The organism is Vibrio zhanjiangensis (assembly GCF_030161235.1).
Classification (GTDB): domain Bacteria; phylum Pseudomonadota; class Gammaproteobacteria; order Enterobacterales; family Vibrionaceae; genus Vibrio; species Vibrio zhanjiangensis.
Genome location: NZ_BSPW01000052.1, coordinates 12359 through 28397, shown reverse-complemented (window position 1 = coordinate 28397; position 16039 = coordinate 12359). Strand labels below are relative to the sequence as shown.

Annotated in this window: 19 protein-coding genes; 7 read left to right on the top strand and 12 right to left on the bottom strand. The window is 35.4% G+C overall.

The genetic code is table 11. The annotated features are described in order from the left end of the window. Positions 1–765: 765 nt before the first annotated feature. Together QQK21_RS12825 and QQK21_RS12820 are read right to left on the bottom strand one after the other, a co-directional pair. A complete protein-coding gene (locus tag QQK21_RS12825; RefSeq protein ID WP_284192589.1) occupies positions 766–3786 on the bottom strand; it encodes an NfrA family protein in 3021 nt (1006 codons plus the stop codon). A gap of 18 nt (positions 3787–3804) precedes the next feature. Beyond that, complete coding sequence (locus QQK21_RS12820; protein WP_284192588.1) at positions 3805–5229, bottom strand: glycosyl transferase family protein; 1425 nt, start codon at positions 5227–5229, stop codon at positions 3805–3807. 840 nt (positions 5230–6069) lie between these two features. On the opposite strand from QQK21_RS12820, the gene QQK21_RS12815 reads away from it, so the two are divergent. The 4 genes from QQK21_RS12815 (at position 6070) to rimJ (ending at position 8591) form a co-directional block, all read left to right on the top strand. After that, positions 6070–6363, top strand: a complete 294-nt coding sequence (locus QQK21_RS12815) for a RebB family R body protein (RefSeq protein ID WP_284192587.1) — start codon at positions 6070–6072, stop codon at positions 6361–6363. Between the two features lie 33 nt (positions 6364–6396). After that, a complete protein-coding gene (locus tag QQK21_RS12810) occupies positions 6397–6696 on the top strand; it encodes a hypothetical protein (RefSeq protein WP_284192586.1) in 300 nt (99 codons plus the stop codon). Positions 6697–6715: 19 nt separating this feature from the next. Then, a complete protein-coding gene (locus tag QQK21_RS12805) occupies positions 6716–7000 on the top strand; it encodes a hypothetical protein (RefSeq protein ID WP_284192585.1) in 285 nt (94 codons plus the stop codon). Positions 7001–8003: 1003 nt separating this feature from the next. After that, complete coding sequence (gene rimJ / locus QQK21_RS12800; RefSeq protein WP_284192584.1) at positions 8004–8591, top strand: ribosomal protein S5-alanine N-acetyltransferase; 588 nt, start codon at positions 8004–8006, stop codon at positions 8589–8591. Between the two features lie 202 nt (positions 8592–8793). On the opposite strand, the gene QQK21_RS12795 is transcribed toward rimJ, so the two are convergent. The 10 genes from QQK21_RS12795 to QQK21_RS12750 form a co-directional block, all read right to left on the bottom strand. After that, on the bottom strand, positions 8794–9522 hold the full coding sequence (locus tag QQK21_RS12795) for a hypothetical protein (RefSeq protein WP_284192583.1): 729 nt from the start codon (positions 9520–9522) through the stop codon (positions 8794–8796). 205 nt (positions 9523–9727) lie between these two features. After that, positions 9728–10003, bottom strand: coding sequence for a RebB family R body protein (locus QQK21_RS12790; RefSeq protein ID WP_284192582.1), 276 nt, complete (start codon positions 10001–10003; stop codon positions 9728–9730). A gap of 50 nt (positions 10004–10053) precedes the next feature. After that, positions 10054–10329, bottom strand: a complete 276-nt coding sequence (locus QQK21_RS12785; protein WP_284192581.1) for a RebB family R body protein — start codon at positions 10327–10329, stop codon at positions 10054–10056. 87 nt (positions 10330–10416) lie between these two features. Then, positions 10417–10692, bottom strand: coding sequence for a RebB family R body protein (locus tag QQK21_RS12780; protein ID WP_284192580.1), 276 nt, complete (start codon positions 10690–10692; stop codon positions 10417–10419). Between the two features lie 50 nt (positions 10693–10742). Beyond that, positions 10743–11018 carry a RebB family R body protein gene (locus QQK21_RS12775; RefSeq protein WP_284192579.1) on the bottom strand — a complete coding sequence of 92 codons (276 nt, stop codon included), beginning with the start codon at positions 11016–11018 and terminating at the stop codon, positions 10743–10745. 56 nt (positions 11019–11074) lie between these two features. Then, entirely contained in the window at positions 11075–11350 is a 276-nt protein-coding gene (locus QQK21_RS12770; protein ID WP_284192578.1) for a RebB family R body protein, read from the bottom strand. Positions 11351–11400: 50 nt separating this feature from the next. Beyond that, a complete protein-coding gene (locus QQK21_RS12765) occupies positions 11401–11676 on the bottom strand; it encodes a RebB family R body protein (RefSeq protein WP_284192577.1) in 276 nt (91 codons plus the stop codon). 47 nt (positions 11677–11723) lie between these two features. Beyond that, positions 11724–11999, bottom strand: a complete 276-nt coding sequence (locus tag QQK21_RS12760) for a RebB family R body protein (RefSeq protein WP_284192576.1) — start codon at positions 11997–11999, stop codon at positions 11724–11726. A gap of 82 nt (positions 12000–12081) precedes the next feature. Next, on the bottom strand, positions 12082–12657 hold the full coding sequence (locus tag QQK21_RS12755) for a structural protein P5 (protein WP_284192575.1): 576 nt from the start codon (positions 12655–12657) through the stop codon (positions 12082–12084). 408 nt (positions 12658–13065) lie between these two features. Further along, entirely contained in the window at positions 13066–13776 is a 711-nt protein-coding gene (locus QQK21_RS12750; protein ID WP_284192574.1) for a hypothetical protein, read from the bottom strand. A gap of 191 nt (positions 13777–13967) precedes the next feature. Here QQK21_RS12750 and QQK21_RS12745 point away from each other — a divergent pair, with 191 nt between their 5' ends. The 3 genes from QQK21_RS12745 (at position 13968) to QQK21_RS12735 (ending at position 16035) form a co-directional block, all read left to right on the top strand. Beyond that, entirely contained in the window at positions 13968–14195 is a 228-nt protein-coding gene (locus tag QQK21_RS12745) for a hypothetical protein (protein WP_284192573.1), read from the top strand. Positions 14196–14589: 394 nt separating this feature from the next. Continuing rightward, a complete protein-coding gene (locus QQK21_RS12740) occupies positions 14590–15471 on the top strand; it encodes a helix-turn-helix transcriptional regulator (RefSeq protein ID WP_284192572.1) in 882 nt (293 codons plus the stop codon). Positions 15472–15480: 9 nt separating this feature from the next. Further along, positions 15481–16035 (top strand): GNAT family N-acetyltransferase, encoded by a 555-nt coding sequence (locus QQK21_RS12735; protein ID WP_284192571.1) that lies wholly within the window; start codon positions 15481–15483, stop codon positions 16033–16035. Positions 16036–16039 lie beyond the last annotated feature (4 nt).

Below are 16039 nucleotides of genomic sequence, written 5' to 3'. Positions count from 1 at the left end.
GTTAACGTAATGACAAAGTCGCTTGGTAATTAAGGTACGACAGAATCGCTTGGTGATCACAAAGTGATAGTAAAGAGAGCAATATTATTTTGTTCATATTTTGATTCGAATAGTAGGTAGGAGAAGCGAAAGCGCTCGATATTCAACAGAAAAGGAACGCAGTTGACTTTCTGAAAAGTAAGGCTCCGCAGAAATCAGTGCATCCATGACTCATGATCATGGTATCTATCCATTCCACATTGTCATGTTTAAATGGACACTGTGTGAAATCACCGAATGCCATGACTTGAGTTGCTGGGAACAAACTTGTTAAACCTTTTCTATCGAGTAAATAAGCCTCAAAATTAGCACAAGCTTCAGAAACACAAAATCATTACATTTAGTTAACAACAATTAAATATATAACATCGGAAAAGCCAAAAACAATCCGCCAAACACTGTTATTTTTGTAGGAATAGAACCATGCTTTAGTTTGAAAAATATTTCTCATAAGTAAAGAAATTGGAAATAACGATTTGATTTTATATTTTTCCTAATCAAGCATGGTGAGAAAATTGAAACAAGAAGTGAATACATCGATATTAATGTCTTTACAAAACACAAATATTTGACAAATTAGAAATAAAAATATCAACAAAAATAATAAGAGTCGTTTTTATCCAAAAATTATATTCTAGCGAATATCTTACAATATTGACAAATCTCTTGATGTTAAAATCATTGATTTAGACAAATCGATAACAGATAAACTCGATGTGTCAGCGCTTAGTAATAGGCACTAAACCTTAGTACCAATTCATCCTGCTCATTATCATTGAGTTGCTTTTGCCACTCTACTGATATCTCTGTCTCATTTCCATATCCCTTATACTTATCATCATTAAAAGATGCTAACCAACCAATACCTGCACCTATTTTTAGGCTAGGCTCAGCCTGTGTATCATCACTTGCTTGCAGCAACCCATATGTTCTTATACGTTGGTGGTGTGTTTCAACCAGTCCCCAAACTGGACCAGACTCTCCCCGGGCATAAAGCAAGGTTCTGTTATCATAAAACTGATAAAATGCGTCTAGATACAAGCTATTTGACCAGCTAGACTGCCGCAATCCTTTCCAAGCTTTGTTCCAGCCTAAGCCTGAAAACACATCGCCGTTCAATCTCAGGTAGGTAGTCATAAAAGAATCGTCTCCCCAATACTCACGAACCCCCGAAGAAAGCGATAAATCATACCTTTGCAACGGCTTCCACGTTATTCCTAAATCGATTCCCATCGTATCCCAAGTCCCTGAGCTCAGTAAGTTTAACTGCCCAGATAGAGACGGGTGATCATCTAAACGATAACTGGCACTCAATTGATAAAAGGTGTTATTGCTGGAATCTTGGAGAAGATTCTGAAATGGACTACTGCCGCCAGACTCCCCACTTAATGCCCATTTCCAGTTCGAATTGACGTCTCGATTCTCAGATTTAAGCTGATCAATAAGTTGGGTATCTTGAATCGGCATGGTCGTTAATTGGTCGATAAGAACTTGATATTCAGACTGTGCTTGCTTCCTAAGCCCTATTTTTTTGTATCCTTGAGCGAGTTGATGACGGGCAGTGATTTTATCGCGTCCTTCCAGTCTGGGAATAACCGACTCAAACAGACGCACAGATAGCTCAGGCTCGGTGACAAAATATGCATAAGCAAGCTCAGTGGTAATGTAGATGTCGTCTGGATAAGAATCATGCTGGCGAGAAAGATAGTCTGTAAGTTCGTTGTTGCTTTCTAATAGCTTATAGAGTGTTACATGCCTAGCCACAAACTCTAGATTGGAACCAAATTTGTTCTCTGCTTTCTTGAGCATATCTTGTGCTGCTGAAAAGTTTTTCTCACTTAAGTAGATGTCAGAACCCAGTAGCCACCACTCCAATATTTCTTTTTCATCAGTTACTCTCCACCAATCGTTCGCCATTTCATGTTGCCCGAGTTGCAAATAAGCTTTAGAAATGAGAAGCCTGACATGTGGTGATTGCTTTTTCCAGCTAGGCAAAAGAATCTCAAGTACTTCGTTATATCTCTGCTGCTTAAAAAGCATCTGTGCTTTGATGCCCAAAATTTCAATATGACTTGATGGTGATTTTTCAAGTAATAAAGCATTGTCGGTGTACTCAATAGCTTTTTGTGGACTGGCCTCATAACTACAATAGCCCAGCACTTGCCAACCAAACGTCGTCTGCGGTTTTGTGAATGCAGTTTGCGCAATCGCACAAGTATCATGAAATTGCCAAAGGCTGGCACGAGTGAAGGATCGAATATCGATATCAGTCAGCCGCATAGCAATCTCAGGGTTGAAACTTTCAGGGTGTTTTGAATAGAGGAAAAGCAATTGCTCTGCAATATCTCGCCGAATTTTGGACGACAAAGAGACATCAGATAATAGTTGCTCGTACTCTCTAATTAATTCAACCTCGGTCAATGCTCTTTTCATTACCTCAAGTAAATTCAAGAGATCAGATAGTTGATTGTATTGGCGGTAAATGATTTTCCACTCACGCATTGAGTCCTTGAACTCGCCGTTTTTGTCGTATGCGGATGCCAATAACCTTCTTGAATTGATAGAAAGAGAAGTCGATAACAAAATATCGATTGTCTTCTGATACTCGCCCTGATTGTATTTGTTCCAAGCAACAACTAACTTTTGCCTATGTGTGAGTTTTGAATCATTAAAAGAAGCCGACTCAATCAGAAAGCTCAGATTTAGCTCTTCCGCTAAGCTGAGCCATAATTTTGGTGACTCAAATGAAGAACATGATGACAACTGTTGTTTGGCTAACTCGCTATTACCTAACCTAGCACTAATTAATGCGTTCTCAGTACAAGAGCTTTCATACAAATGCTTTTGATAAGCGCGTGCAAGTTCCCAATCGCCAATATTTAAAGCTAGGTTATAAGCATTCGCATAGTCCTTTGAAGACAAAACGTAATGTTGCTCTAACCACTTGAACCAAGACAAAGCACGATCGTACTGGTGATCATAAGTCAAATTGGCGATCAACTGCCTCGCAAGCAAAAGCTTTGTCTCTCCACTTTCAGACTGTATGAGTATAGACACTGCATCGTCCACCTGATCACTCTTAAGTAGCGCAAGACCAACTAAATACTGTTCCCTATCTGACAGCGTTTTCCTGTCCTTTAGTTGAGCCATAGTATTGAGTACCCGGGTATAGTTTTCTCGCTTCAACCATGCTTCGGCCTCATACACTATTGCTTGATCTGGCTTAATTGATAAGGGCTGCGAAACACTCCACTCTAAGGCTATTGATTCCGAAGTATCAGCGAGCCAGTAAAGACGGTACAGGTAAACTTGCCTTTTTGCCCCAATTGACAATCCATCTAGCAGGGCTAGAAATTCGCAATTCGTCAAGGTCAGTTGCTGAACAGACATTTCGCTTCTTACCGCTGCCAGTAGTTTACTTCTTTCACGGATGGGCAATCTTTGCAATGTCGCCTCTGCTTTTGCAAATAGCTTCGCCTTTAGCTGAAGCTTAAATAGATAGCGCAAAAAAGGCAGGTAGTTAGGGGCAATATTCAAAGCTCTTTCGACCTCGACAATAGCCTCCGTAATTCTTTGGCTTCGCTCATAGGCAAATGCTCTATTTAAATACGGAAAAGTACGAAAGTGTGCGGAGTCACTTAAATATGACGCTAAATCAATGGTGCCATCTCTCACAGCATCCAAAGATGGTGCTGTCAGTAAGGAGATAACTATTATACTTATTTTTATATATCGTATTACTCTCATATATTATTCCCTTACTATTTAGGTGTTGTCAATATCAGGAAAGTCATGGTCAGTTTTATCCCATGATATTTTCATTACATTATCTTTAGACATGACGAGGTATATAGCTCTAATATTTGCAAAGAAGTTGATGACATTACCCCAAACTGTACGCGGAACAGAAATAAAGGCATTAATCAGTCCATAAAATCTCCTAACAAAAACGAATCGATGAACTATCCTATTAATAAAAAACAATATATTGGCATAGCTTATTAATTGTATTAAGAAATAATCTTCAAATATTGAAACAAAAAAATAGCTGTCTTCAAAAATAAATTGATAAAAAGTAATACACAATATTTGAATAAAAATTATCATAGAAAGAAAAGAAACTGTATTCGATATTACACAACGCCTATCTCTCCAAAGAAAATAATTCATCTTCCAGTCATTGGTCCAACCTATGTTTTTCCAGCCTTGAAATACTATTCCTACAATCCAACGACTTTTTTGTCTTACCGCTGCTCGAAATGAGCTAGGGAAGAACTCTCTGACAGAAATCAGTGATGTTTTGTTGTCCTTACAAAAATCAAAACCCGTGTTTTTGGCATAAGATCGAACAAAAATTTCTTTCATACCCCACTGTCTAAGTCTTATACTGATGTCATAATCTTCAGTTAGTGATGCGCAGTCGAATGGTCTACCCTTCCCCTTGTATGCCAATCTCATCATAGCTCTGCGACTTAAGCATGTACCGACTCCAGCACTTGGTACTTGATTTGTCATAGACATACGTACAACAAGATCTTTTTCATGCAATTCAGAAAATTCATCAATATAGTGAGATGATGTAAACTGGTACCATTTCCTTACATATGGATAGACAGGAATTTGTATCAAGTCATATTGTGGAAGATAAGCATTAAACAACTGAAGTTCATGAGAATGAGTTACATCTTCAGCATCGTGTAAAATAAATCCTGAGAAATTGATGCCATCTTCAGCTTCTTTTTTTAAAATAAAATCGAATATATTGTTTAAGCAGTCTGCTTTACTCGTAGGACCTGGTTTCTTGCAAACCACATTGTGCACATTATCAAATCTATTACACACCTCATCAATGCATTTCTTGGTTTCGATATCATTAGGATAAGTGCCAACAAAAATGTGGTAGTTGTCATATTTGCAAGACGTAGCGAGATTAGAAACCATTTTTTCTACCACACCATGTTCCTGCCAAGCAGGAATCATAATAGCCATATTCTGATGAGGTAAATCCACTATATTTTCTAGATTTATATCGCTATGTTTCTTTAGATGCTTGCTTGATAATCTGTTGTACCAATAAATAATGTCAATACAAACATCATCAAGACCAAAGTAGAATAGAAATATAAGCAAAAATGTTGCTATATATTTTAGGAAGTAAAGATATAAAAGAAAAAAATCAAAGACAGACATTTAAACCTCCAAAACATGAGGATAAAATATAGTCATTGATATACTTTGGATTATGTGATTAGTTTTATTAAGTAAATCCTAGCTATCTTAATATATTGCTATATTTTTTACCAGCATGTATACGATACATATTATTAATTTCAAACTTATATAAATGTATCAAACACAGTAAATTACTGGATAGTTTAAAAATGCCAATTACAAATAAAAAATAGGTATCCTTAGATTTATGAGGTAAACTATAGATTAATAAACTTATAACTATTTTTCCTTTTTATTACCATATACATTATACTTTCTTAAAGTTAAATAGCCGTTATCTACATTCATAGATAAAGAATTACTATTAAAACCGCCATAATATCTTCTTCTTATAATTAAGTCGGACAATGAGCTAGAGTTGATTATTCTTCGTTCATATACTCTTTGCAAATACTTATACTTGGTCATATAACTCTTTTGCTATCATAATCGATAAAAAACAAGTGTAAAGCTTATGTTTTCCATGTATGCGCATGAAAATTAAACGTTTCATAGCGACAGATCTCTCTCATAGACTCTGTATTTCACATAAACATTCTTAAGCTCCTGTACAATATCACTTAGCAAAATAATTTACATAATTTTTTGTGATTTGAATGTCAAAAAAAACACACACAATATAAATAGTGAATCAAACTTACATAACTCATACGTATTAAATATTATAGTAAAAATTTAAATGGCATTTATGTTAATCATATATTACCAAAGAATGGCTATTTTATAAGAAGTAAACTTCACTATTTTGGTTATTATATCAGTCTGTTCATAACCACTTGTATAAGTAAGGGAAACAATATGTCTGATCAAGATTATACCACTCTACAGAAGTTTTCTGATCAACCAACGTCAATAGCTGAAACGACTCTATCCGAAACTATTGGCTTAACCATGCATAACTTGGTCGCTAACCAGCAACAGTCTCAAGTAACAACATCAGCATCAGTAACAAATGCATGTGCTCGGTTACTCGCCATTCCTCAAGCTTCCTCACAAAAAGGTAGTGTTGGGGAAGAGTTTGGTATGAGTGCACAACGAGAAAGAGACAAAAAGAAAAAAGGCGGATTAGCCGGCTTCTTTTCTCGCTCGTAACAAGGCTATCATCTTGAATAGTGCATAAGCCTAATGGCAGATGAACAGAATAACTACATCGATCAAGCCACATCGATTGCTATTCAAGATGCCGTCGACAATATTCGCAATGTCACTGATATTTGTAACACCGCCTCCGGCGTGGCGATGGCAAAACTGCTGGAAGGCGGCGATAAAGTCACATGCCTTACTACGATTGCTGAATCTAACCAATTGATTGCAAATGCAATTAGCAACTATGAAAAAATCGTCGCTCTATCAATAGAATGCCGTAAGAAAAATACTGAGACAGCATCAGAAACCACACGAAAAAGGCGATTTTTTCTGTTCTAATTTATTCATAAGGTAGCAAATGGAAGATAGTAAAGATACCACCTATCGCATTCTCCGGCGTACAACTAGGTTTGGCCCAGGAAGAAGAAGAACTGTAACTTACAAATACAAATCTGAGCCCAAAAGCGATTTGCAGCTGGAAGAAGAAGTTTTCGATCTCATCGAAAAAGTCATAGATACATACAAGCAAATGAGCAGGGAAAAGCAGCACGAGTCTTCACCACGAATTCAATCGAGATTGGAAACTCTCAGTGATAGGCGCGAAAACCCGTTAACAAAAGTTAGAATAAATACGCTGGATTAGGGCTAACAAGCCACATTACATCATCTATTCAAACGTCAGCCTCATCAACCGTGTATGAACTAAGATTTTTTAAATCTTGATATTAAAATCCCTTTCTCTCTTTTACTCATGGGAACATAATTGTTCATGTCCGTTTCCAGCAAGACATCATTTCTTTTAAGTTGCAGAGGGTAGTCTCTAGGGTAGTAATATTGACTTTCAACGATAGACGATAGTGATAGGTACCCTGTTTTCTCTATCGCCTTATGAAAGCAACGATATGCTCTAAAACACGCCTTAAGCTTTCTACTCATTATCCTTACTCACTGATTTTCTTATAATAATTAGATTTAACGTAATTTATTTCACAGATAAAAAGAATAGAAGGGTTATAAAATTTCAAAAATATATAAAAATATTCTTGAATTTTTAAGGTTGTACCACGCCCTAAAGCAGACCCATTAAGTGAACTTTTTCAAAGGGATAAACGACGAAAAGCCTTTCCCTATCAGGGTTTCTACAAAAATAAATATATCTAAATTCTCTTGAAAAACGTTGCTTATCATTTAATTCATTGAATAATTAAAATTGCAATCACGACTTTTTCTCAATTAATAAATATCAATAAATCAACTAAAAGAAATAACATTAAGATATATAAGTTAACATTCTATCTATCTTATCTTTATACTTGAAATTTACTAAAACTTAAGCATTTTGTATCTTCTATATGATAATACTGTTAACTAAGATATACACCATCAAAGTTAGAAAGTTCATACGCTATGGACAGCAAACATTACTATTATTGCTATTTCCTATTCTAGAACGGAAATAAATGACAAAAAATGGCATCTAAAATGCGTCGTCAACACATTTAAATATCACCATTTATAAAATTATCATATAAAAATAATCTTTTCTATTTGTCGATAATTTGAAAACTCTACACTTGCAATCGCCATATTTTATAGATTTATTTAAATTTTATAAAAAATTAAACTATCAAAAAGAGGTCATAGAAATGATACAACTTAACTCTCTTCATAATGTGAGTATAACTGTAGATGACATTATAATAAGAACAGCAAAGCTTTCAGACGTTGAGACAATAACCAACTATTATGTGAAAAATAGGAACCATTTAGAGAAATGGGAACCCGAACGAGATGAGAATTTTTTTACCATACAAGGATGGTCTCAAATCCTATGCAAGTTTGATGAGCTAAGTAACAGTGGATCTCTCGTTTATTTTATCATTCTAGACCGTCAATCTTCTGAGATGATTGGAGCTATATCGTTTAGTAATATTTGTCGATTTCCTTTTCATTCATGCAGTTTAGGCTACTCATTGGGTGAAAAAGCACAGGGAAAAGGGGTCATGACAAAAGCACTAACACAGTCCATTAACTATATGTTTCAAGTGCAAAACTTACACAGAATATCTGCTTTTTATATGCCTGAAAATAGCAAAAGTAAGGCCGTTCTAGAGCGGTTAGGATTCAAATCCGAAGGATTTGCCAAAGACTACTTGCTCATCAACAAAAAATGGGAAGACCATGAACTCGTCTCTCTATTGAACCCAAACTGGATAAAACCACAGGTTCGCTAATATATACTTTTCTCTACTTCCAAGATATCAATCCGACTAGAGTACTCAGTTATATAGGCACTCTAGTTGGATAGTTTCTAATCATAATTGTTACAAGATTGGTTAGCTAAAGCTTCCGCATTATATTATTCATTATTACTAACCCCAAGAAAGCCCATGCAGTATAAAACAACAGCTCACTTCCCTGAGCTGAGACCCTACATCACTTTCCGGAAAAACCATTAATAAGGTTAAGTATACTTAGTATTTTTTTTGATACCTGTTTTTCAAAAATCACTGCGGATTTTTCTATTGTTTTGATAAATGTTTCCACACCCCAACCTAAAATTATACATAAGAACTGAACTGGAATACTTTCTATACTTATGGATTTGGACATTAGGACGACAATAGGTGGCCACACAACAGAATAAATTATATATTTATTTCTTTTAATCTTTGCACTGTTATACGTCATAATACACCCATTTAGTAGAAATACTATACGTAGCAACACGGACATCAGCGCAAATATATAAGGATTTATATATTCTTTAAATAGATAATACCCTTTGGTATATGTAAAGCTAATAAGGTTTTCTTCGTCAATTGATACAGATATAATGTCTTTGTGATGTAAATACACCAAGGTTAATATAAAAGATATCAACAAGATAAGGAACACTCTCAAGAACAAACTCAATAACTTATGCGACTCTACTGAAGCCATATAATATTTATTAGATATCTGCTCCATTGAGTGCTCTTTTGTAAGTTCTAATAGCTTGTCTCTCAGGGTAAAAAGATCGTCCACTTCTAAGTTATCTATGTTCTCTATTTCTGCAAGATCTATATTAAGATCTTCTTTTTTTTCAAGAGTGAGAATTTCGCTATCAAACACAAACCAAAGCAATTTTCTTATATCAGATATTATTAGTTCTCTTATATCCATATTCCTCACTTACATTAAGTTATCCTACCATTCTAGATATATGAGGGACAGTTAATAGTAAAAGCCAACACAAAATTATCAAGTCCAACCATCTAATATACATTTCACTACCTTATTCACTTTAATAATATAGCCACTATATATGTATATAATGGCTATATTTTTTACTTATAAATAAATGCTCTGTTTATTTATTGTCTTGAGATTAGCCTTTCTCAATGATTCCTTCAGCAGTACGCCCAACAATTGAGCCACCTACAGACATTAGCGCATTAAAACCTTGGATGGTTGCTGCGTGCATAGTGATTTGGCCTTGCTGTTGAGCAGATGTTACATTATGTGCACCAGTACTTAGAGCGTGTGAAGTAGAAACGAGTAAGTTGCCCATTGCCATCGCTGGAGTTTCACCAACGACTTTAGTGTTAACTTGAGTCACTGAGTCTGTAACTTGTCCATTCACTTGGGTTGCTGCTTCTGACATAATATTTTTCCTCTCTTATTTAGTGTTTAATTTATTTTGTTCGCTAATGATTAGCCTTTCTCGATAATTTCTTCGCCTGTACGACCAATAGCGGCAGAGCAAACACTCATTAATGAGTTAATGCCTTGAACAGTTGCTGCCTGCATAGTGATCTGACCTTGCTGTTGAGCAGAAGTCGCGTTGTGCGCACCAGTGCTCAATGCGTGAGAAGTAGAAACCAATAGGTTACCCATTGCCATCGCAGGTGTTTCACCAACCACTTTCGTGTTCACTTGGGTAACTGAATCAGTGATTTGTGGGTTTACGATTGTTGCTGTTTCTGACATCGGTTAGTTCCTCTTAAATTAATGATTGACCGTTTAGATTTGGGCTGACGTTAATCCAACATCAGCCCTGGGGCTATTTGCTAGAAATTAGCCTCTCTCGATAACTTCTTCGCTCGAGCGACCGATAACTGCAGAGCCAACGCTCATTAGTGAGTTAACACCTTGAACTGTCGCTGCCTGCATCATGATCTGGCCTTGTTGCTGAGCAGATGTTGCATTGTGCGCTGCATTAGACAGTGCGTGTGAAGTAGACATAAGCAAGTTGCCCATGGCCATCGCTGGAGTTTCACCGACAACTTTTGTGTTTACTTGAGTTACAGAGTCTGTGATTTGTGCGTTTACCGCAGCTGCTGCTTCTGACATAAGTCGTATCCTTAATTATTTAAGTTGTTTTTTACTGAGATTAATGGCGATTATTTCTTCTCGATGATTTCTTCGCTTGTACGGCCGATAACCGCAGAGCCAACACTCATTAGAGAGTTAACGCCTTGCACTGTTGCAGCGTGCATAGTGATCTGACCTTGCTGCTGAGCAGATGTCGCGTTGTGTGCACCTGTACTTAGAGCGTGAGAAGTAGAGATAAGCAGGTTACCCATGGCCATTGCTGGAGTTTCACCAACCACTTTAGTGTTAACTTGCGTTACTGAATCAGTGATTTGCGGGTTTACTGTTGTTGCTGCTTCTGACATAATTTATTTCCTTTTTTACATTGTTAAATTAGATACTTATACGTTTTGGGTCGTTATTATTTTTTCTCGATGATCTCTTCGCTTGTGCGTCCAATTACGGCAGAACCAACACTCATTAGAGAGTTAATGCCTTGTACTGTAGCGGCATGCATAGTGATTTGACCTTGCTGCTGAGCAGACGTCGCATTGTGAGCGCCAGTGCTTAGAGCGTGTGAAGTAGACATAAGCAAGTTGCCCATGGCCATTGCTGGTGTTTCACCAACCACTTTAGTGTTCACTTGCGTTACTGAATCAGTGATTTGTGCGTTTACTGTTGTTGCTGCTTCTGACATAGTCTATTTCCTATTTGATTTAATGGTTTTGTGTTATTTAGATAACGTGATTAGTTACTTTCGATAATTTCTTCGCCAGTTCTTCCGATAACAGATGAACCAACACTTATCAGAGCATTGACTCCCTGAACTGTCGCAGCTTGCATCGTGATTTGCCCCTGTTGCTGTCCGGCCGTGACGTTATGAGCTCCAGTACTCAACGCGTGTGACGTCGATACCAAAAGGTTCCCCATAGCCATGGCTGGTGCATCACCAATCACTTGTGTATTGACCTGTGTGACAGAATCCGTCATCTGAGCATTAACAGCTGCTATTGCCTCAGACATAGTGTGCTACCTCCTTTGATAAAATAATTATTTGCTTGCGTAATGCCTTAGTTCTTTCTAATACCCGCTTTTCTAACGCGGCCGACAAGCGCAGAGCTGACACTAGCCAAAGCGTTCACCCCTTGGACCGTCGTGGCTTGCATTGTTATTCGGCCTTGTTGCTGGGACGAGGTAGCGTTATGTGCTGCATTACTCAACGCATGTGACGTCGACATTAGCAAGTTACCCATGGCCATAGCGGGTGTTTCACCAACCACTTTCGTGTTCACTTGTGTAACAGAATCTGTAATTTGAGCATTTACAGCTGAAACATTGCCTGACATTGTTATTTCCTCATATCCTCAGTTATCTACCACAATTGTGGCTCTTATTTGGTTAACAAATTATCTTGTTCTATAATTGCAATCATTTAATTGACATGCCCTTTTCAATTACTTCTATCGGATAAGACTTACCAGACTCAATAATTGCCATATTCTTAATAATTATCGCATAGTCACTTTCTCTAATTACTTTATCTCTTGGTATCCCACTCATCTTCGATATTTTATTTATTATATCTTCAGTTTTATTTTCATTTGGTGGAGAGAACCTCAATATTATTCCTTCAATAGTTTTAATTTTATATTTATTCCTATACGTCATGAGTGTTTTATAGGCAGCTCTAAAACCAAACTCAACACTAACAAACTCTTCAAACTCGAAATCACGTTTTCGTTTTACCTCGCCTAACCATCTGTTTCTTGGCGAGTATCGTATGTTAAGAGGATTGTTATTTCTCATTCCTCGGCTGTGAATAATTGTCCTATCTTTATCACCATGTACTGTAGTGTAATTATTTCTTTTATCAAAAAGTTCATATTTATTACTTATCAGATAAAGAGGAACAAAGACCAAAATAACAACATTAATAGTCAAAGAAAAAACAAGTATCATGCTTTTTTCTATGTATATTCCTTTATCATATTTTTTACGATTCAAAAGAATATCCCGTCTCTCTCTTCTTGGGATAATAATATCTTCATTTAATATCTTCTAGATAGTCAAAAACAATTAAAAAGTGATACAAAATAAGAAATATATTTCAATATTTTTAATTTTATATAAAATACAGCAGGGATAGTAATATTTATTCTAAGTAAGGTAATTTTTAATTTATATCTTTAGTGAGAAAATAAATATAATAAAATAATTGGGTTTATTACGAAATTAGTTAGAAAATACTGCCAATGCTAATAAGACAAGTTTTCTCTATTACGCTGGAAAATTTACATGTAAACGATACATATACGGAAGGATTTTGGCATGGCCAAGGCATTCACTCAATTTGCCTTGAGCAATATGTAATGAATACCTTGGTTCAAAGGGGGAAGCAGTCGAGATTCTCTGTTAGTGCAAATCTAATTCTAATGTGTCACGAGTGGATGCGCCGTGAGATTTTGCTCTATAGTGAAGTATCAAATTTTCTAATTCCGTTTTTGCATGCTCTTCTGACAAGGGCTCCTCATACATGGCATCCCTCAGGGCCTTGGGATTAAACCTTGTAATATACGCAGCGGTCAAAATGGAAGTGATGATCGCGTTATTATCATTTTTGCAGTAACTCAACGTTCTCACTCGATGATCATTAGGGCACGTTTTCTTATACGTAATTGTCTCGGGACAGGTCTTGTAACCTTCTCCAATAACAAATTCATCAGAAGATAATATCCAACTGGTCTCTTTGCCAAGCTTAGTAAAGTTCAGTTTACCCTCATCTTCACTATCAAACACTGGCAAATCTTGATCAAATCCAAGATTTCTATCGACAACAAAGATTTCAACACCACGCGTTAAGTTCTCAATACAGGTTTTGATCTTGAGGGGCTGATATTCATTTTCATACACCTCTGCATTGAGTAATTCAAAGCCATTTTTCTTAATGTCATAGATAACTTCTGCTTTAGGATATCCGTTCGTCCTTAGATTTCTGCATAAAGTTTCTGCTTCAAATCTTTCACATTGAGTGAGAATCGATAAAGTAAGGCCTTCATCTGCTCCTTCTGTTTGATCTGGAATCCCCAATAATTCAATTTGTGTCAATTTTATATTATTATTCACGAAATAAACTCCTTTATAGATGTTTAGGAAATTAAATCACAGTTATAAAATTCAATCTTGTAATTAGTGACCAATTTCCCTTCAGTAAATAGCCATCAACTAGATCATTCTACTTTTTGAAAGTTTATTACTATAAAAATATTTATTTTTGTTTAAAGATTAATACACAAATTATTTTTTGGTAATAAATAATGAATAAACTTACTAGCGAATCAAACTATTATAATGACGACTTAGAATTATCAATGAATGATAGTAAAGAAAGCGTATTGGAGAACAATGAAGACAATATATTATCAGAAGAAGAGACATTAGATTGGTCTATAGACAATGACTATCTGGATATCTACGAAAGTATTGATGTTATCTATTATGATAATGAATACATGAGGGAGATTAACTGCGATTTTGATTATTGAAAGTCAAAATAGATAGTGTTTTTTTTGCCATATAAGGTACGTTAAATCCCCATTAAAATCATTGTTAGATCCTATTTTACTAGCTGCAAATAAGCCTGAAAAATATATATAAATCAAAGTGTTAGCATTCACTAAGCAAATAACAATTAAATAATGTGGTCGTAACCCAAAACTTAGATCACTGTGACTTCAATTATGCCCTTAGATATGGGCATTTATTAGGTGCAACGTTTTGTGGGCCAGGACCAAGGATTTATTTCAATCTAGTTTTAATATAAAAAAAACAAATAAACGGATAATTAGCTGATATTTACCTAATGTTAATAGAAATTGACAATAACTTGGTGAATATTAATGAGAAAATTTTATCACAGTTACTTCATCGGAGTTGATCATGATAAACAACGGAATCATAAATGAAATGAAAAATTGCCCTAACTCAATATTGAATAAACATATTCATATGGCTCAGCAATCCAAAAACAAATTAATCAGCATTTACTGTAGAGATGAAAATCTGATCAAGTTTCACGTTGAAAATTTTCATTCTAGTGATGATAATGACTATGGTAAGTTTGTCTCACTTGATGGAGACCTTGATGTAAAGGATACCATTAATAAAATTAGGCCTTTACTAAGGATCAAAGATAAAGTTACAGTTTTCGTCAATGGATTAGATATTTTTGAAGAAGAAGATTATGAACATCTACTTAATTTCATAAGAAAAATCAAAGAAGAAAGCTCTATAAAATTCATTTTCCCGTTCAATGACACCTTAATTAAGAAAGGTCTAGTTGATATATTTTTAAGTGATGAATTTTTCAATATATATATACCAATTGAACAAAGCACTCACACCATTGGATATGATGAAACATGTGATGATGAACAACAACTAAAGAAAATATTAAATAGTGAAGAAGATATTGAGCATCTTAAAAAGTATCATACTTCTCTATATTTGGCAGTGTCATATATATATAAAAATTTATCGAACGATATTACGTTGGAAGAGGTAGCGAAGTCCGCTTATGTCAGCCCTTCCCATCTGTCATATTTATTCAGAACTAAATTGAATACTAAATTTAAGAAAGTTCTATTTATTCTTAGACTTAATAAAGCAAGAGAAATAATCACTCATAACCCAAGAGTCACTCTGACAAACGTCGCTATTCAGGTTGGGTTTTATGATTTGAGCCACTTTGGGAAGATATACCGTAAATACGAAGGCTCCAATATAGGTGAGTTTAGAGACTCAATACGTAAGCAGAGTTAGGCTCGCACTATGTTCGTAGACTTTTTTAATATTGATGGTGACGATTTTTCCATATCGTTGCTATCGGTCTCGGATAGTAAGCCAATTACTGAATATTATAAGAGAAATAACCCACACCTTACTCGATGGGAACCAAGGAACGGGGAAAGTCTTGAAGTTCAGTCAAATTGGCAGAAATATATTTCCTCCATAATAAAGGATTATAATTTAGCAAAGTTTTTTTCATTCACAATTAAAATAAACAACGAAATTGTAGGATTGATTAACGTAAGTGATATAAAGAAGAGACCTAATTATTCCTGTAATATAAATTTTTCTCTTGATAAGAGATATCAAGGGAAAGGAATAATGCAAACATCACTAAATAAAGTTTTAGGATGGATGCAAAAGTATCAAAAAATTAGATGTGTTACTGCATATTGCATGACTAATAACAAAGTTTCTTTAAAGCTCTTAACCTCACTTAACTTCAAAAAAGTAGGTTTGTTTGAAGACTATGCAATTGTAAATAACGAGTGGGAAGACTTCTTTTTACTCAAAAAAAATTTAACTCAAATACTTTAATTTT